Here is an 18,053-nt window from a genome sequence, read left to right as displayed (position 1 = left end):
TCATCTCGTCGCCACCGCTTCCCGGTTGTCGGGGTGCCTCGTGACGACCAACGTGGCCGCGATCATCGCGTACACCGCGAGGAATGCGGTGCCGAGAGCCTGGACGATGAACTGCGTGAAACCGCCCCGGGGAGCGAACATCACGCCGTAGAGGAGGGCCAGCACGAAGAGCCGCACGAAGTACGGACCGTTGAGCAGACGCGGTGCAGCCATGAGCATCGCTCCCATGGCCATCGAGCCGAGCACGACCGCGAGGATCCCGCCGTCGACGAGCAGCTCCGCCACGAAGCTCGAGCCGTAGCCGCTGCCCCGGAGATAGTCGTCGCCAAGGGCCAGGTAGCTGATGGCATGGGACAGCTGGTGCCCCTCGGCCGCTCGCTCGATCGTCTGTCCGCTGCCGACGCCCCGACCTCCGAACACCGGGAGCAGATAGGCCTGGATCGATTCGATGATCTGGCCGAAGGAGTAGAGCCGATCATGCGGGAGCGTGCCCTCGTATCGGATCGCGTAGCCGATGACATTGACACTGACGCCCTGGTCGAAGAGGAAGTCGACCGCCGGGCCTCCGGGCAGGCCCAGTGCGCGTGTGCGACCGCGCAGTGTGTTGAGCAACGCGAGCAGGCCCATCAGCGCCACGCCGCCGATGGCGGCGATCAGCCCGTACCTGAGCGTCACCCAGCGCTCGCCCTTCGGGGCCGTGAGGTGGCGGTGGAGCCAGTACAGGCCCACGAGCAGAAGTCCGAGCACGAAGGACGACCGCTGCCATGTGATCAGTGTGAATCCCATCACCCCGAGGTAGACGAGCGAGTGGAAGATCGCCGGGCGGCGGGCGGGGACGGATGCCAGATATGCGAAGAAGGCGGGAGTCGCCATCTCGGCGACGAACTCGAGAGGAGCGGGCATGAGTCCGACGGCGAGGCGTGCTTCGTAGAACCCGGACGTCTGCCCGCTTCTCGCCAGAAGCAGCGCCTGGAGCGCGACGAACGGGATCGCGACGTAGAAGATCGTCAGCGCCACCACTCGCACTCTCGCCGGCGCGGGACGCCGGCTGCGTGCATCGGATCCCCGTTTCCCACCCGCGCTGAGCAGCGACGCCCCGGCGATGAGCGCGATCAGACTCGTCGTCAGCACAGCGAGCATCTGTCCGACCAGCAGTTCGTCGGTGAAGTTCGTCCCGAGGATCCCCAGACGCAGCTGGCTGCCGTCCACCAGCAGGTAGGTGCCGATTCTCGCGAGAAGGAACAGCCCGAACGGGGCGAGGAAGACGGCGAGCACGTAGCGCCGTGCGAAGTCCGCCGCGCACCACGCCCAGGCTCCGCCGTAGCTGATGAAGAGAGCCGCCACGAGTGTCGCGAGGTGCCAGGTGCTCACCCCGACGAGAAGCAGCGACAGCCCGGTGACGAGCATGAGGAGTGCGCAGGCGCTGACCCCGACATGACGCGATGCCGCCGTCGCGCGCGGGGCGCGTGCCATGAGGGCCGGCGGAGTCATCCGTCCGCGTCCATGAGCTCGATCAGTTCGTCGGCGAAGTCGCCGAAGACGACGTCGCCGTTCCAGTTCTCCGCCCACTCGCGGCGCATGGACGTGCCCAGTCTCCGGTACTCGTCGTCGGGAAGCTCCAGCACATCCCGGATCGCTTCGGCCAGATCGGCTGCGGCGCACCCCGCATCGAGCACGTACGGCCACCCCTGCGGAAGAAGCTCCGTCGTGCCGCCGACATCCGTCACGACGACGGGCACGCCCGCCCGCATGGCCTCCATGACCGAGACCGGCACTCCTTCGCTTGTCGACACGTTCACGAACGCACTCGCGCCGGCGGCTCGGTACCACTCCCCTATCTCGCCGTTGTCGATGTGACCACGGAACTGCACGGCATCCCCCAGGAGTCGCCGGCTGGACTCGACGAGCGTCGACGCGTACTTCTCCGCTCCCCAACCGAGGTGGACCCACCGCACGTCCAGACCGTCGGACCTCAGACGGGCGACAGCCTCGGCGACCAGTTCCAGCCGCTTGAGCGGGCGGATCGTCGAGCATGTGACGATCACCCGCGACGTCCTGTCGGAGACGGGCGACGTCCCGGCCGGCACGACACCGAGTCGTCGTACGCCGACCTTGGGCGCATGCTCGGGATACTCCGCCCTCAGCCTCCGCGCGGAGTACTCCGCGACGGGGAACACCGCGTCCAGGCCGGTGAGAAGCCGCGACCGGGCCGGGAGGTAGTTGACAGGTGACGCCGCGGCGTTGATGTCGTACCCGTGCGCGCGGCTGACGACCCTGGGCCTCCACGTCGCCAGCGGGCCCTCTGCCAGGAGCATGCCGACTCTGGCGGTGACGTAGAGCCAGTAGCTGTAGATGAGGATGCTGTCTTGATCCGAGAGATCGCGATCCCGCAGCGCCGAGGCGACGCGAGCGGCCACCTCGCGCGAACGCCCTTCGAAGTACGACTCATATGCGATCCGCACGGGGAGGTTCCACGGAGTGCTCCCGATCGGCTTCGCGCGATGGGGGAATCCCGCGCGGAGCTGCCTCGCCTTCGCAGCCATCCCGCTGTCGTAGCGCGTGTCGACCAGTACTGCACCCGGCGGAAGCACGCGCGTCTGAGACATGGAAGCAGAACGCATCGTCGGTACGACGAGTACCTGGTCGAATCGCTCGACGAGGTGCGTCAGCTCGCGCTCGACGTACTCCTCGCCCCGGAAGAACGGATAGTAGTTCGTCAGGAGGACGAGTCTCTTCGCCATCGCATCAACTCCGATTCCGGTGAACACCGTGCCCGGTGAGCACGACCCTCACTGTGCGCAGCACGATCCGCGCATCCAGGCGGAGCGAGATCTCGTCGACGTACGACACGTCGAGCCTCGTCCGCTGTTCCGCGGTCGCGAGGTTGCGCAGATACGCCTGCGCGTATCCGGTGAGTCCCGGCCGCACCTCGAATCGACGCCGGAACTCATCAGAATATCGGTGCTCGTTCCCCAGCGGGCTCGGGCGGGGACCGACGATGCTCATCTCGCCCCGGATCACGTTGATGAGCTGGGGCAGCTCGTCGAGGCTCGTGCGGCGGATGAAGCGCCCCACGCGGGTGACACGGGGATCGTCTGCGCTGTTGAACGTGGACCCGTCGTCGTTCCTGATGTCCGGGGCATCGACCTTCATCGAGCGGAACTTGAAGAGCGGGAAGTGCGCCATCCGCTGCCCCAGTCGCGGCGCCGCGTAGAACACCGGGCCCCGGTCCTCGAGCTTGATCGCGATCGCGACCAGCAGCGCTACGACGGCAGTGACGGGCAGCGCGAGCACGGACACGGCGATGTCGAGCGCCCGCTTCCCGCTTCGCGTATAGAAGGTCGAGTGGGTCACGACACCTCCCTGTGGATCTCCCCGAAGGCGACGACGGCCGAGGTGGGCCGGTACCCCAGTTCGCGCTGCGCCTTCGCGATATCCATCGAGCTCGCCGGCACCAGCGCCCGCGGATCCGACGTCTTCACGATGCGGGAGGACGAGCCGAAGCCTTCGATGATCGCCTCCGCCATCTCCAGCGAGCTGCGCGGCGTACCCGATCCGATGTTGTAGACGCCCTCGGCGGCCTGGGTGGACAGCGACTGCACGACCCCGCGAGCCGCGTCCTTCGCATACACGAAGTCCCTCCGGGCCGATGCCGCCGTATTCACCTCGATGTCCTGACCTGCTGCCGCGCGGCGCATGAAGCGATTGATCATGTAGTCGTTGTGCTCGTTCGCGCCGTAGAGGTGGCCGAGACGGAGCGATCGAACCTGCAGACGCGGATACTGCGGCACCAGCAGCTCGACCGCATGCTTCATCACGCCGTAGGTCAGCGCGGGTGCGATCGCGGCCGATTCGGACCACGGCAGCGACCCCGCACGGTCGTAGACCCCGATCGTCGAGGCGTACGCGATGTCGCGGACCCCGACCGCTGTGGCCGCCTCGAACAGGTTCTGGGCACTGGTCAGCGATGAGATGTGCGCCCCGACCGATCGCTCGGACGATCGCGACGCCGCGAGGTGCACGACGGCGTCGATCCCGAGGTCGCCGAGCGACGATGCGAGCGAGTCGACCTCGTACGACGTCGCGACCGCGTTCGGCACCGAGCCTCGACGGCCCTCGCGGGTCAGGACGACGGTCTCGACGCCTTGCTCCTGCAGCTCCGCGACGACGTATCGACCGAGCAGGCCCGTCCCTCCCGTGATCGCGACCCGGCTAGGCATCGGACCTCACCCGGTATCCGACCTTGTCCATCCGCCCGTTGATCGGACGCACGACATCGTCCTGCGCGTAGTAGTACTGCTCGAAGTCGGCTTCACGGTCGTCGAAACGCTGGTTCATCCGGCCGGGCGGCTGCGCGAGGAACTCGAGCGTGCCCGCCACCTGCCGCGCCGGCTCGAACCGCTTCCGATCCGGCACGTCGCCGTTCAGCAGATGGTCGACGACCACATCGAGCAGGTTCACCCCCCGGGTGTACTCGATGAGACGCCAGAGGTGGCATCCGTCGAGTCGCGGCGAGACCTCGAGCACGAAGGGCTCTCCGTCGACGACCTTCATCTGGGCGTAGATCGGGCCGTTCGCCACCTTCATCGCCGTTGCCAGCTGCTCCAGGAGATCGCGAGCCAGCCCGACCGTCCTCTCGGTGGCGTTCAGCGACGGCAGCCGGTGCTCTCTGACCAGACCGACGTGGCCGTCCCACGTGTTGCGATCCGAGACGGCGCAGAACACCAGCTCGCCGTCGACGAGATAGCCGTTGACGGAGATCTCGGGCCCGTCGAGGTACCGCTCGACGATGGCCTGTCCGTTCCTGCTGTGCGCGACAGCCGCTTCGACCGCATCCCGGTACTCGCGTTCGTCATGCACCAGGGCGACACCTCGCTGGCCCTGCGAGTCGTTCGGCTTGACGATGAACGGGAACGCGAGCCCTGGCACGGGTCCGGCACCCGAGCTGACGCGGAAGAAGGGCACGTTGCCTGTCGTGTCCGGCCCGAGGCGCTCGCGCATCAGGAGCTTGTCGTTGCATACGAGGGCCGAGGCCGCGGACGCGAGAACAGGCAGTCCCAGTCGCTCACTCGCCTCCCCGACGACGGGCATGGCGCGATCCGACCCCACCGAGTAGATCGCATCGACCGCGTGCGCCTCGGCCAGAGCGACGATCTCATCCACCTCGGCGAAGTTCTGTTCGATGAAGACGTCGGCGCGGGCGGCGCCGGGGCCGTCGGCCGAACCCGCGCAGGCGATCACATGATGGCCGTCGCGCTGCGCGCGCACGATGAGGTCGTCCTGCACTGCGGCGACCCCGAGAACGAGTAGGCGGGACATCCGGTGCCTCGCCTCAGAGCCCGAGTCCGACGAGAGTGTCGGCGATGCGATCGATCTGGGCCTCGGTCAGCGTCGAGTGGAGCGGGAGGCTCAGCTCGTTGCTGAACTGCTCTATGGCGTTGGGGAAATCCGATGCGGAGAACCCCAGTGCCCTGTACGCCGTCATCATCGGCAGCGGCTTGAAGTGGACGTTCGCGGTGATGCCCTGGGAGGCGAGCCCGGCGATGATGCCGTCGCGGAACTCCCTGCCGCGTCCGCCCAGCTGCAGCATGTAGAGATGTGCGCTCGAGCGCTGGGTGGCGTCGAGGTGCACGAGAGAAGCGCACTGGCGCCCCGCCAGCGTCGAGTCGTAGTACTGCACGAGTTCATGGCGACGATCGATCATGCCGTCGTAGCGGGCCAGCTGCACCCGGCCGATCGCGGCGGCGATGTCGGTGAGGTTCGCCTTGTACCCGAGCGTGACGATGTCGTACTCCCAGCCGCCCGAGACGGACTTCGACAGAGCATCCTTCGTCTGCCCGTGCAGCGCGAGAAGTCGAAGCCGACGGTGGACGTCCGCGCCGCCCGGAAGAGCGGCGCTCCAGGTGGCCGCACCGCCTTCGGCCGTCGTCAGGTTCTTGACCGCATGGAACGAGAACGCGGTGAAGTCGGCTGCGGAACCGCTGGACACCCCTCCACGCGAGGCCCCCATGGAATGGGCGGCATCCGCGATGATCGCGATGCGCCCGAGCGCCGCCTGCATGTCGCTGCCGGGGCGGTGCAGTCCTTTTCGCTCATCCGCCACGGCGCGGATCTCGTCGTAGTCGCACATGACACCGCCGATGTCGACCGGGATCACCGCTTTGGTGCGGTCGGTGATCGAGCGATGGATCTGCTCGGGGTCGATGGCGTACGAGCCGGGCGCGGTGTCGACGAGTACCGGGACCGCGCCGACATGCGCGATCGCGCTCGCGCTCGCGGAGTAGGTGTAGGCGGACGTGATCACCTCGTCGCCGGGTCCGACACCAAGGCAGCGCAGGATGAGTTCCAGCGCTGCGGTCGCGGAGTTCACCGCGGCCGTGCCGCCGGCCCCCGTGTACGCCGAGATCTCGGTCTCGAACTTCGCCGTCTCGGGTCCCGTCGTGATCCAGCCCGAGCGCATCACACGCGCGACCGCGTCGATCTCGGCCTCGCCGATGTCGGGAGGGGAGAACGGGATGGTGTCTGCCATGTGCGGGCCTATCTGAGGGATCGTCGTTCGTGTGTCGGAGGGTGCGGAGCTATTCGGCCGATTCGGGACCGCCGGGCCCTGGCGCCTCGCCGGCCGTGCCGTCGGGCCGCGTCGGGAGAAGCATCCTGGCCATCCATCCCTGCTTGTCGAGCCGCTCCGGACTGATCGGGTCGGCGGTCGTGTGGGAGATCTTCGGGTGGAAGGGCCGCTCGAGGTTCTCGCGCGAGCCGACGAGCTCCTCATGCAGCTTCTCGCCCGGCCGCAGGCCCGTGAAGACGATCTCGATGCTCTTCCCCGACATCGAGATCATGCGCTTGGCCACCTCGAGGATCGAGACGGGCTCCCCCATGTCGAGGATGAGCACCTCGCCCGCGCGGCCGATGCCGCCCGCCTGGATCACGAGCTGACAGGCCTCGGGGATCGTCATGAAGTAGCGCGTCGCCTCGGGATGGGTCACGGTGAGGGGCCTGCCCTCGCGGATCAGCGTCTGGAAGGTCGGCAGCATGGATCCCCGGCTGCCGATCACGTTGCCGAAGCGCACCGACACGTAGTGCTGCCCGGTCTGCTCCCCCGCCCAGGCCGTGAGCTTCTCGGCCACTCTCTTCGAGTGTCCGAGGACGCTCGTCGGGTTGGCAGCCTTGTCGGTCGAGACGTTGACGAAGTGGGTCGTGCCGACGCGCATGGCCGCGCGCAGGACGTTCAGCGTCCCCAGCACGTTGGTCTTCCAGCCCTCGTCGGGATACTGCTCGAGCATCGGCAGGTGCTTCAGGGCTGCGGCGTGGAAGACCACCTCGGGACGGCGCTCGTCGAAGATGGCCGTGAGTGTGTCGTGCTCGCGGATGTTCGCGAGCACGACGTCGTCGGTGTGCAGCAGACCATGACCGGCGACGCCGAGCTGGGCCGCCTGCAGGCCGGTCTCGTCACGGTCCAGCATGATCAGCTCGGCCGGACCGAACTTCGACAGCTGGCGGCACAGTTCCGATCCGATCGATCCGCCGGCGCCGGTGACCAGCACGCGCTTGCCGGTGATGTAGCCGGCGATGAGCTCGACATTGGTGTCGACGGGATGACGACCGATGAGATCCTCGATGCTGATGTCTCGCACGTCGGTCAGCGCTTGCTCGCCGGACAGCATCGCGTTCAGCGAGGGGGTGACGGCGACACGGGCGCCCGCCCGCGCGGCGCGATCTGCGATGGAGCGCAGCATCACGCTGTCGGCCTGCCCCATCGCGACGATGACCAGCGATGCACCGGTCTGCGTGATCGCGGCCTCCACCTCCGACGTCCTGCCGACCACGGGCACGCCGCGAAGGACGAGGTTGGCCTTCGCGGGATCGTCGTCGAGCAGACCGACCGGGCGGATGGCGGAGACCGGATCCGTGGTGATGTGGTGCAGCAGCCGATCGGCGATGAACCCGGCCCCCAGGATCAGCGCCGGCTCTGCGTCGTCGCCCGGCTTGCGCGAGCGGTCCATCACGAGGCGAGCCACGTAGCGCACCCCGAACATCAGCAGCATCACGATGGGCGCAGCGAGGAACATCGTGCCTCGGGGGATGCCGATCACGGTACCGGCCGTGACGACCAGCAGCCCGAGCACGGTGGTGATGCCCAGGACGATCAACGCGAGTAGACGGACCTCGTCGAAGGACCCGTACGGATGGCGGCCGCGATAGAGCTTCGTGACCACACCCGCCCCGAGGTGCACGGCCGCAGCGACACCGGCCAGGAGGATGGTCGCCAGCCAGTCGTCTAGCGGCACCGCGAAGTCGAACCTGAGGGCGACCGCAAGCAGCACCCCGGCGCACCAGGCCGCGACATCGACCGCGGCGGACGCGGTGCGCCGGCCCCGTTGAGCCGCCGATACGGGTCGTACGGCGGCGATCTCGCCGGTTGCCGTGCTGAGCTCTCCTGCGATCTCATGCGAAAGCAGGCCCTGTCCGCCCTTCATGGTTGCAGGAATCCCCTCGTATCGACGATCCCCAGACCCAGAGGCGCTCCCCCACAGAGCACCTCGGTAAATATACTGGCATATTTCGTCGGGCGAGATCACTCCTCCGGTGACGGCGAGGGCGACGGCGACGGCTCCGTCGGCGGGTCGTCGGACGGAGTCGTCGGGCCGGAGTCGGGCTCCGGCTGGCTGCGGCGCCGCTCCTGCTCGCGCTGCAGTTCGCGCTCGCGCTCCTCTTCGAGGCGACGCGCGTGGACGTGATCCTCCGCGAGAGCGATGACCGCGTCCCGGAATGCTCCGAGCGTCGATCGCCCTGCTCCGGTGCCGAGATCCGCCTCGGCCACTGCCTCGGCGGCGGCGATCACGGCATCCTGCTCATCCTGCCCGGCTTCGGGGTGGTCGCGCACAGCGCGCTCGGCGGCCGCGGGGAATGTGGCGCGGAAGCGGTCCAGTGCATCGCCCAGCACCGCGCGGCTCGTCTGAAGGCCCTCCCGCACCTCTCGGAGCTCGACGGCGGCGCGATCGAGGTCCGAAAGCCGCTTCTGCGCCGCATCGAGAGCCTGACCCACGCTCTCGAGGTCGTCCGCTCCCCCCTGCGCCCGCCTGTACTGCGTCGGCAGCGAGGGCAGCTCGGTCGCAGCCAGCGCGGATCGATGCGCGTCGACGGCACTGAGTGCGGCGTCGAGCGCCGCAGCATCCGCGATCGGGATGACACCGGCACCGTCGCCCGGTTCGGCGGAACCAGGCGGGATGTCCGCCGGATCCGTCGCCTCCCGCGTCACCTCGAGCGCCGCTCGAATCTCGTCGACGCCGACGAGGGATTCCTCCAGCTCCGCCGCCAGGCGGCTGCGCGCCGTCGCCAGCCCCAACTCCACGCCTTCGATGGTCCTCTCGTCGTCGGCGAGGATGGTCAGCGCGTCGGATGCAGGATCGGCTGTCGCCGCCTGAACACCCCAGGTCAATGAGGCCGCGGCGACCGCGAGCGCGGCGAGGCTCGCCGCGGCGACGCTGACGGCGTCCCTGCTTCGACGCGGGCGACCGCCGTAGGGCGCGGTGCGCGTCGCTGCCCGAGGCGCCTGCGGCTGCTGCCCGGTCGGCGTCGACCTGACGAGCGCGATCAGCGCGTCGCGGCTCGACGCGGTCGACGGGTCCGGCTGGGCCGGGCGACGGTCGCCGAGCAGCGAGCCCAGCCGATCAGCCTGTGACCGGTCGGCTGGGGCATCCTGGCAGCGGCGGCCCCCTTCGGGGAAGAGGTCGTCGAGTGTCGTCATGGATGGATCCCCGGTCGAACGGCGCATGGCCTGCGTGGTCAGCAGATAGTCTCAGACGATATACCGGTACATCCGGTCACGCCCACCCGCAGGAGCAGCATGGATCTTCACGACCTCATCCGCATGGTGCGGCGGCAGGTCGTCCTCATCCTCGCCGCCGCGCTGGTCGGCACGAGCGTCGGCGCCATCACGGCGCTGCTGACGCCGCAGCGCTTCGAGGCGACAGCCCAGATGCTGATCTCGGTCGATGTGGCTGACACCGCAACGGCGGGCGAGTTCGCGCAGGCGGGCAGCTATGCGGTCCAGGTCGCCGAGAGCTACCGCATCCTGCTCACCAGCTCGGGGGTGCTGCAGCCGGTGATCGACGACCTGGGGCTCGACACGACTCCCGACGCCCTGGCCCCGAGCGTCCGGTCGCGTCTCGCGCCCAACGGCGTGCTCATCTCGGCCACCGTGAGCGACGCCAATCCCGGGCAGGCTGCGCGCATCGCGAACGCCGTGGCCGACAGCTTCCGCACGATGATCACCGAGCAGCTGGAGAGGCGCGACGCGGCAGCCTCCTATCGTGTCGACATCGTCCCCGTGCAGGCTGCGACAGTCCCTCGGTCGGCCGCCGCGCCGAACCTCGGCCTCTCTATCGCGCTGGGCGCCGCGATCGGACTCGCTGCCGGAGTGGCCCTCGCCTTCCTCCGAACGATGCTGGATCGGCGCATCCGCACGCTCGACGACGTGGAGGATGCGCTCGAGTCCCCGCTGCTCGGGGGCATCCCCTTCGATGCTCAGGCGTCAGACCGTCCCCTGATCATGGTCGATGCGCCTCGCGAACCACGGGCCGAGGCGTACCGATCCCTGCGCACGAACGTGCGGTTCCTCTTCCCCGAGAACGGCTCGGCGGTGTTCGTCGTCTCCAGCTCCCGGCAGGGGGAAGGCAAATCGACCGTGGCCGCGAACCTCGCCCTCGCGTTCGGAGAGGCGGGCTACCGCGCGGCTCTGATAGACGCGGACCTGCGAAGGCCGCGGGTCGCCACGCTGTTCGGCATCGAGGGCGCGATCGGGCTCAGCGATGTGCTGATCGGCCGCATCGGCGTGCAGGACGCGATGGTGCGCTGGGGGCGCAACCGGATGTTCGTCATGCCGGCAGGCACGATCCCTCCCAACCCCGCCGAACTGCTCGGCTCAGGGGCGATGGAGCGACTCCTCGACGATCTCCGCGCCGCATTCGACGTGGTGATCCTCGACGCGCCCCCGGTGCTGCCCGTCACGGATGCCGCAGTGCTGACGCGTCTCGCCACCGGCGTGCTGCTCGTCGCAGCCGCCGAGTCGACGACGCTCGATGACCTGGCCTCGGCTGCGCAGCGATTCACGGGAACCGAGCGGGTGCTCGGGAGCGTCGTCACGAAGGTGCCCACCCGCGGCGCCGACCGCACCGCTTACGGCGACTACGCATACGGCACTCTGGCCGGAGTCTGACCGCGCCCGACCACGACTCGGGCGCAGAACTAAGGAGATCGATCGCGTGGAACTTCGCGACTACGTGCGCATCCTGCACAAGAACTGGATACTCATCGTGGCGCTTCTGGTGCTCGGCCTGGTCGGCGGAGCCGGCTTCGCAGCCGTGCAGACACCGAAGTACGTGGCGTCGACCCAGCTGTACGTGTCGGTGCGCACCGACGGTGCAGCCACCGGCGACCTCGTCCAGGGCACCACCTTCGCCCGACAGATGGTCGCGAGCTACGTCGACGTCGTCGACACCGCGCTCGTGCTGGAGCCGGTCATCGACGAGCTCGGGCTCGACACGTCCGTCTCCGCGCTGGCATCGCGCGTCACGGCGACCACCCCGCTGAACACCGTGCTGATCGACATCGCCGTGACCGATCGCGACCCGCGCCAGGCGGCGGAGATCGCGAACGCCGTCGCGGAGAGCTTCGGCGGCGTCGTGCAGAACAGGCTCGAGCGTCCCACCGGCGATGCGTCGACGAGCCCTGTGGTCACGACCGTCACCGAGCCCGCCGTCGCGCCAAGCGCACCCAGCGCACCCAACGTTCCCCTGCTCGTGCTGCTCGGCACTCTGCTCGGCCTCGCGCTCGGCGTCGGAGCTGCCGTGCTGCGCACCGTGCTCGACAACCGGGTGCACACGCTGCACGATCTCGAGGGAATCACCGACCGACCCATGCTCGGCGGCATCGCCTTCGATCCGGATGCCGCGAAGCGCCCGCTCGTCGTGCACGCCGATCCGCGCAACCCGCGCGCGGAGTCGTTCCGCACGCTGCGCACCAACCTGCAGTTCCTCGACGTGGAGGACGGACCGCGCATCTTCGTCGTCTCGAGCGCGGGTCCGGGCGAGGGCAAGTCGACGACCACCGCCAACCTGGCGATCGCGCTCGCCGAGACGGGTGCGCGCGTGGCTCTGATCGACGGCGATCTGCGTCTGCCCCGCGTCGCCGACTACATGGGACTCGAGGGCGGCGTCGGTCTGACCGACGTCCTGATCGGGCGGCTCGATGTCGCCGATGCCCTGCAGAAGTGGGGCAGCACGGATCTGTTCGTGCTCGCCAGCGGCCGCATCCCCCCGAACCCCAGCGAGCTGCTCGGCTCGGGCGCGATGACCAAGATGCTCGCATCTCTCGGCGAGTACTTCGACTACGTTCTCATCGATGCCCCGCCTCTCCTGCTGGTCACCGACGCAGCGGTGCTGGGCAAGAAGACGCGTGGCGTCATCCTCGTCGCGGCATCGGGCAAGACCAGGAAGCAGGAGCTCTCCGGTGCTGTGCGATCGCTCACCACCGCCGGGGTCCAGCTGCTCGGAACGGTCGTCACCATGCTGCCCACGAAGGGTCCCGACAGCTACGGCTACGGCACCTACACCTACGGCGCGAAGCACGTCGCAGAGACCGCGGGCGGGGGTCGGACTGCGAAGCGCCGGAAGAAGAAGTCGGCGTCTGCGCGTGCAGACGCCGAGCCGCGCCGGCGCGTGTCAGCCGGGAACTGACGCTCCTCGCCGGGACGCCTCATGCGTCCCGGCGGGGACGCACATCAGCGGCCCGCGTACCCGTTCGGGTTCTGCGACTGCCAGGCCCAGGAGTCGCGGCAGGCGTCTTCGATCGTCCGGGTGGCGCGCCAGCCCAGCTCGCGGTTCGCCTTCGCGGGGTCGGCGACGGCACGCGCGACGTCACCGGGGCGAGGGGCGACGACCTCGTAGCGCACCTCCTGGCCGCTGGCCGCCGAGAACGCCTTCACGATGTCGAGCACGCTCTGCCCGTCGCCGGTGCCGAGGTTGTACGCCTCGACTCCGGGGCGCAGCCCGTCGAGCGCGGCGAGGTGGCCCTCGGCGAGATCCATCACGTGGATGTAGTCGCGCACGCCCGTGCCGTCGTGGGTGGGGTACTGGTCGCCGAAGACGGCGAGGTGGTCGCGCCGCCCGATGGCGACCTGCGTCACGAAGGGCATCAGGTTGTTCGGGATGCCCGCCGGGTCCTCGCCGATGCGGCCCGACGGGTGCGCGCCGACCGGGTTGAAGTAGCGCAGCAGAACGGCTTCGAGCTCAGGCCGGCCCGTCTGCACGTCGCGGATGATCTGCTCGTTCATCGCCTTGGTCCAGCCGTACGGGTTGGTGATCCCCGTGCCGGACGGCTGCGATTCGTCGAGGTTCAGCACCCCTTCGGCAGCGGGGCTGTACACGGTCGCCGAGGAGCTGAACACGAGCTTGGTGACGCCGTGCTCGGCCATGATGTCGAGCAGGTTGAGAGTCGAGACGAGGTTGGTGCGGTAGTAGCGCGAGGGCTGCGCCACCGACTCGCCGACGGCCTTGAGCCCGGCGAGGTGGATGACGGCGTCGAACGCCTCGTCGCGCAGCGCTGCAGAGGAGGCCGCCTGGTCGGCGAGATCGCACTCGATCGTGTCGATCGAGCGCCCGGTGAGCTCCTCGACACGCTCGATCGCCTCGCGCGAGCTGTTCGAGAAGTCGTCGAGCACGAGGACGTCGTGCCCTGCCTCCAGCAGCACGAGAGCGACGTGGGACCCGATGTAGCCGGCACCGCCGGTGAGAAGAATGCGCACGTATCGACTCTACGGGGTGCCGCCTTCCAGCCACCTGTAGCGTGGATGCGCGCACAGGAGGCACCGGGAGGTGAGGGGTTTGTCAGATCACGTCCACTTCTGGACGCGTCATCCGGAGGCACACGAGCCGTGGAGTCCGGACGACGCCCCGGGGCTGCACCTGACCGCGTACGGCCACGCCTTCCTCGAGCTGTTCCAGCGCCTGCGCGCCGCAGGCCGTCCGGTCTCAATCGGCGAGAGCATTCCGGCGAGGGCGACATCGGTCGTCGCCTCGATGGAGGAGCTCGTCGCCCACCAGCCTCAGATCCCCGCGAGGATGCGTCTGCGCCTCGCAGCGGCGCTGGCCCGACGGGCGCTCGCCCCTCGTCTGCCTGGCGTGGTCGTCCTGCGAGTGGACACGTATCTGAGCGTCGACGCGCCCTCGTTCACGACGCTCGAGGCGATGCCGACGAGGGCCAGCATCCGCCTCCCCCGCCAGCGTGTGCTGCCGCTTCTCCCTCAGCGCGGCATCGTCCCCAGAGACCCGGCTCGCGGCGATCGGCTCGAGACGGTCGCGATCAAGGCGTACTCGTACAACGTGCCGTCATGGGCTGACGACGGCTTCCGCTCTGCTCTGGCGGAGCTCGGCTTCACGCTGCGCATCGACACCGAGCTCGACGGTCGCTGGGAGGACTTCGCCGAGGTGGACGTCGTGCTCTGCACCCATGGAGCCGGAGTCGACCCGCGCAGCAAGCCGCCGACCAAGCTGATCGCGGCGTGGCACGGTGGCGCGATCCCGGTGTGCGGACGCTACACGGGGTACATCGAGGCCGGCATCGACGACGAGAACATGGTGCTGGCCTCAGGCGGCGACGCGGTGGCGCTGATCGGAGCGCTGCGGCGTCTCCGTGATGACCCTGCGGTGGCACCCCGGATCCGCGCGGCGCTGCCGGCTGCGGTCGATGCCCACTCGATCGGCGCCGTGCTCGACGCGAACTGGGGTGCCCTCACTTCGGCGCCGGCTCTGAGCCGCACGAAGCTGCTGGGCTCGCTGGCGATCGCCGCACCGGCGGCTGCGATCAGCCGCGTGCGCCGGCTGCTGAGCGGACGGCGCGGGTAGCCCGCGAAGGCCGACCAGCGGCACGGGCACGCGCCACACCCGCACGCGCGCATCGCCTCCACCCGGGCGATCCCGGCCTATGCTGAAACGCATGTCCGCCGCATCCGCCCCTGCTCCTCGTCGCGCCCAGACGCGACGCGAGCGGCGCAGAATGGCCGCCGGCGCAGTCCCCCGGATCCTCACCGTGTGCACAGGCAACATCTGCCGTTCGCCGCTGGCCGAGGCGCTGCTGCGGCAGCGCCTGAGCGATCTCCGCGTCGAGGTGCACAGCGCCGGCACCCACGCCCTGGTCGGGCACGGTATGACCACGCAGACGCTCGAGCTCGCCGCGCGCGCGGGCATCGACGGCGCCGTCGCGCAGGCGCACCGAGCCCGCTACCTCGTCGAGCCGATGCTGATCGAAGCGGATCTCGTGCTCGCGATGACCCGCGAGCACCGCGACATCGTGCTGCAGATGACCCCGGGCAAGCTCCGCCAGGTCGTGCCTGTTCGCGAGTTCGCCCGGCTCGCCGAGGCGGTGTCCGACGGCCGGATCCGCGCAGCGGCCGACCGAGGAGATCACGTTCCCGCCGACCGCGTCGCGCACGCCGTCGCCCTGATCACCGGCATGCGCGTCACGGCGGCGACCGCAGACGACGACGTGATCGACCCGTACCGCCAGTCGTCGAAGATCTACGAGCAGGCGAGCGCCGAGCTGCTGCCTGCGATCGCCCAGGTCGAGCGCGTCATACGGCTGGCGCTGGAATGAGCACCCCTGCGCCGGACGCCCCGGAGGATGCGCGCAGCGCCGACGCACCGGATGCGGTGAAGCCGCCGCTCTGGCGCCGGATCACCGGAAGCTTCTGGTTCCACCTCGTCGCGGCTTTCGCCGTCACCGGACTGCTCCTCACGTTCGTGGCGAAACCCTACGTCGTGCCCTCCGGCTCTATGGAGCAGACGCTGCAGGTGGGCGATCGGGTGCTGGTCGATCGCCTCGCCTATGTCGGCGGTGACCCCCAAAAGGGGGATGTGATCGTCTTCGACGCCGGCGCCGAGTGGGACACGGGCACGTCGCCCGAGGAACCACCCCTCAAGGCCTTCGCACGGTGGGTCGGCGAGGCGACCGGCTTCGGCCCTTCAGGGCGGCACACCCTGGTCAAGCGCGTGATCGGCACACCGGGGCAGACGGTGGCCTGCTGCTCGGCGAAGGGCGAGATCCTCGTCGACGGCGAGCCGCTCGACGAGCCCTACGTGCACGACGATCTCGCTTTCGACCAGGGCATTCTCGACTGCACGACGGCACCTCGCTCGGCACGCTGCTTCGACGAGGTGACGGTGCCGGAAGGGCGGTACCTGATGCTGGGCGATCATCGCTCGAACTCAGCCGATTCCGCAGTCGCCTGCCGCACCGACGACGCGAGGTCGGATTGCTGGCGGTGGGCCGAGCACGACGGGATCGTCGGCCGGGTCGGTGTCATCCTGTGGCCGGTGCCGCGCTGGTCCCTCGTGCGCTGACTCCACGAGCCGAGACGACCTTCCGCGGTTCTACGCGCGTGGGTATACTCCGAATGTCACCGTCACGTCACTACTCGAGGACTGGACGGCGGCGGGCGCAGCCGTTGACTGGGGAGTAGCCGGCACGCTCTATCGACCTGGGGATGGGGTACGTCGGTGGGGAACTGCAAAGCGATCGTGCTGTGGGGCGCGAGATGGTGAGCTTCATGTCGCTGATCCGCGCGCCGCGGGCCGAGACGTGGCTTCGTGCGTTCGCATCCCGTCTGCTGTTCACCGACACGCTGATCGTCGTCGCAACCGTGTTCACGGCCCAGGCGCTACGCTTCGGATTGAGCACCGAGGACGTGCTGCCAGACGTCGGCACCGCACTCGAGATCGACATCGCGTACACCGCCATCTCGGTCGTCGTGGCGGCGGGCTGGCTCGCCGCCCTCGCCGTCTACGGCACGCGAGATCTGAAGGTCATCGGAAACGGCTCGACCGAGTACCGCCGTGTGGCAGACGCCAGCCTGCGGTTCTTCGGCGTCCTGGCGATCCTCGCGTTCGTGTTCAAGCTGCAGATCGCCCGCGGCTATCTGCTGCTCGCCCTGCCGATCGGCATATTCCTGCTGCTGGTCAGCCGCTGGGCGTGGCGGAACTGGCTGGCGGCCCGCCGCCAGCAGGGCGGCTTCGTCCGCCGAGCCCTCGTCGTCGGCGAGCACGACAAGGCGAGGCACGTCGCCGAGCAGATCGTTCGCGAACCCGACTCAGGCATCGTGGTCGTCGGCGCGTTGACCGATTCCCTGGAGGATGAGCTGAGCCCCTCCATCCCTCGCGTGGGTGGCTTCGACGACGTCTCCTCCGCGATCTCGGGCATCGGGGCCGACACCGTCGTCTTCGCGGGAAGCGACTCGATCTCCCCTGCGCGGCTGCGTGAGCTGGGCTGGGATCTCGAGTCCCGCCGGGTCGACCTCATCGTGGCCCCGGCACTGACAGACATCGCCGGCCCCCGCATTCACGCTCGCCAGGTGGCGGGGCTGCCTCTCATCCACGTCGACTACCCCTCGTTCACAGGCATTCGGTATGCCACCAAGAGAGCGTTCGACATCGTGGTCAGCGCCATGCTGCTGATCCTGCTCAGCCCCGTGCTGCTGACGATCGCCCTGCTCGTGCGCCGCGACGGCCATCCTGCCCTCTTCCGCCAGCAGCGCATCGGCCACGGCGGCCGCGATTTCGCCATGATCAAGTTCCGCTCGATGACCGCGAACGCCGAGAAGCACTTGGCGAGCCTGCTCGACCAGAACGAGGGCAACGGCGTGCTGTTCAAGATGAAGGACGATCCCCGGATCACCAAGATCGGCAAGACGCTGCGCCGGTACAGCCTCGATGAGCTGCCCCAGCTCTGGAACGTGCTGCGCGGCGACATGTCGCTCGTCGGACCGAGGCCCCCGCTGGCGAGCGAGGTCGCCCGGTACGGCGACTGGATGCGGCGCCGGTTCCTGGTGAAGCCGGGCATCACGGGCCTGTGGCAGGTGAGCGGACGCAGCAACCTGTCGTGGGATGAGAGCGTGCGCCTCGACCTCTACTACGTTGAGAACTGGTCGCTCACGACCGATTTCCTGCTGCTGTGGCGCACCGTGCGTGCGGTGACGAAGGCCGACGGCGCCTATTGAGGAG

The 18,053-nt window shown here is 69.0% G+C and carries 15 protein-coding genes; 6 read left to right on the top strand and 9 right to left on the bottom strand.

Going from position 1 to position 18,053, the window contains the following annotated elements:
- From wzy to FVO59_RS09525, 8 genes are all read right to left on the bottom strand, one after another.
- A complete protein-coding gene (gene wzy, locus FVO59_RS09560) occupies window positions 1–1,491 on the bottom strand; it encodes an O-antigen polysaccharide polymerase Wzy family protein (RefSeq protein WP_182252427.1) in 1,491 nt (496 codons plus the stop codon).
- On the bottom strand, window positions 1,488–2,741 hold the full coding sequence (locus FVO59_RS09555) for a glycosyltransferase (protein WP_182252426.1): 1,254 nt from the start codon (window positions 2,739–2,741) through the stop codon (window positions 1,488–1,490). The genes wzy and FVO59_RS09555 overlap by 4 nt, the downstream gene beginning before the upstream one ends.
- Before the next feature lie 4 nt (window positions 2,742–2,745).
- Window positions 2,746–3,354, bottom strand: coding sequence for a sugar transferase (locus FVO59_RS09550; RefSeq protein ID WP_182252425.1), 609 nt, complete (start codon window positions 3,352–3,354; stop codon window positions 2,746–2,748).
- Window positions 3,351–4,220, bottom strand: a complete 870-nt coding sequence (locus FVO59_RS09545) for an NAD-dependent epimerase/dehydratase family protein (protein WP_182252424.1) — start codon at window positions 4,218–4,220, stop codon at window positions 3,351–3,353. The genes FVO59_RS09550 and FVO59_RS09545 overlap by 4 nt, the downstream gene beginning before the upstream one ends.
- A complete protein-coding gene (locus FVO59_RS09540) occupies window positions 4,213–5,319 on the bottom strand; it encodes an ATP-grasp domain-containing protein (RefSeq protein ID WP_182252423.1) in 1,107 nt (368 codons plus the stop codon). The genes FVO59_RS09545 and FVO59_RS09540 overlap by 8 nt, the downstream gene beginning before the upstream one ends.
- A 13-nt stretch (window positions 5,320–5,332) precedes the next feature.
- Window positions 5,333–6,529: a DegT/DnrJ/EryC1/StrS family aminotransferase gene (locus tag FVO59_RS09535; RefSeq protein WP_182252422.1), complete on the bottom strand. Its 1,197-nt coding sequence runs from the start codon at window positions 6,527–6,529 to the stop codon at window positions 5,333–5,335.
- 49 nt (window positions 6,530–6,578) lie between these two features.
- Window positions 6,579–8,477 (bottom strand): nucleoside-diphosphate sugar epimerase/dehydratase, encoded by a 1,899-nt coding sequence (locus FVO59_RS09530; protein ID WP_182252421.1) that lies wholly within the window; start codon window positions 8,475–8,477, stop codon window positions 6,579–6,581.
- A 98-nt stretch (window positions 8,478–8,575) separates the two neighbouring features.
- Window positions 8,576–9,748 (bottom strand): hypothetical protein, encoded by a 1,173-nt coding sequence (locus FVO59_RS09525; protein WP_182252420.1) that lies wholly within the window; start codon window positions 9,746–9,748, stop codon window positions 8,576–8,578.
- A gap of 99 nt (window positions 9,749–9,847) precedes the next feature.
- On the opposite strand from FVO59_RS09525, the gene FVO59_RS09520 reads away from it, so the two are divergent.
- Both FVO59_RS09520 and FVO59_RS09515 read left to right on the top strand, forming a co-directional pair.
- The gene (locus tag FVO59_RS09520; RefSeq protein ID WP_182252419.1) at window positions 9,848–11,218 is read left to right on the top strand and encodes a tyrosine-protein kinase domain-containing protein; all 1,371 of its coding nucleotides are present in this window, start codon (window positions 9,848–9,850) and stop codon (window positions 11,216–11,218) included.
- Window positions 11,219–11,264: 46 nt separating this feature from the next.
- Window positions 11,265–12,737, top strand: a complete 1,473-nt coding sequence (locus FVO59_RS09515) for a tyrosine-protein kinase domain-containing protein (RefSeq protein WP_182252418.1) — start codon at window positions 11,265–11,267, stop codon at window positions 12,735–12,737.
- A 44-nt stretch (window positions 12,738–12,781) separates the two neighbouring features.
- Here the strand turns inward: FVO59_RS09515 and galE are convergent, their stop codons facing one another.
- The gene (gene galE, locus FVO59_RS09510; protein WP_182252417.1) at window positions 12,782–13,804 is read right to left on the bottom strand and encodes a UDP-glucose 4-epimerase GalE; all 1,023 of its coding nucleotides are present in this window, start codon (window positions 13,802–13,804) and stop codon (window positions 12,782–12,784) included.
- Between the two features lie 79 nt (window positions 13,805–13,883).
- On the opposite strand from galE, the gene FVO59_RS09505 reads away from it, so the two are divergent.
- From FVO59_RS09505 to FVO59_RS09490, 4 genes are all read left to right on the top strand, one after another.
- Complete coding sequence (locus FVO59_RS09505) at window positions 13,884–14,903, top strand: glycosyltransferase (protein ID WP_182252416.1); 1,020 nt, start codon at window positions 13,884–13,886, stop codon at window positions 14,901–14,903.
- Window positions 14,904–14,994: 91 nt separating this feature from the next.
- Window positions 14,995–15,651 carry an arsenate reductase/protein-tyrosine-phosphatase family protein gene (locus FVO59_RS09500; protein ID WP_275943027.1) on the top strand — a complete coding sequence of 219 codons (657 nt, stop codon included), beginning with the start codon at window positions 14,995–14,997 and terminating at the stop codon, window positions 15,649–15,651.
- Entirely contained in the window at window positions 15,648–16,397 is a 750-nt protein-coding gene (lepB, locus tag FVO59_RS09495; protein WP_182252415.1) for a signal peptidase I, read from the top strand. The genes FVO59_RS09500 and lepB overlap by 4 nt, the downstream gene beginning before the upstream one ends.
- A 206-nt stretch (window positions 16,398–16,603) precedes the next feature.
- The gene (locus tag FVO59_RS09490) at window positions 16,604–18,049 is read left to right on the top strand and encodes a sugar transferase (protein ID WP_182252414.1); all 1,446 of its coding nucleotides are present in this window, start codon (window positions 16,604–16,606) and stop codon (window positions 18,047–18,049) included.
- Window positions 18,050–18,053 lie beyond the last annotated feature (4 nt).

Source organism: Microbacterium esteraromaticum, assembly GCF_014084045.1.
Taxonomy (GTDB): Bacteria; Actinomycetota; Actinomycetes; order Actinomycetales; family Microbacteriaceae; genus Microbacterium; species Microbacterium esteraromaticum_D.
This window is presented reverse-complemented; position numbering and strand designations above follow the sequence as displayed.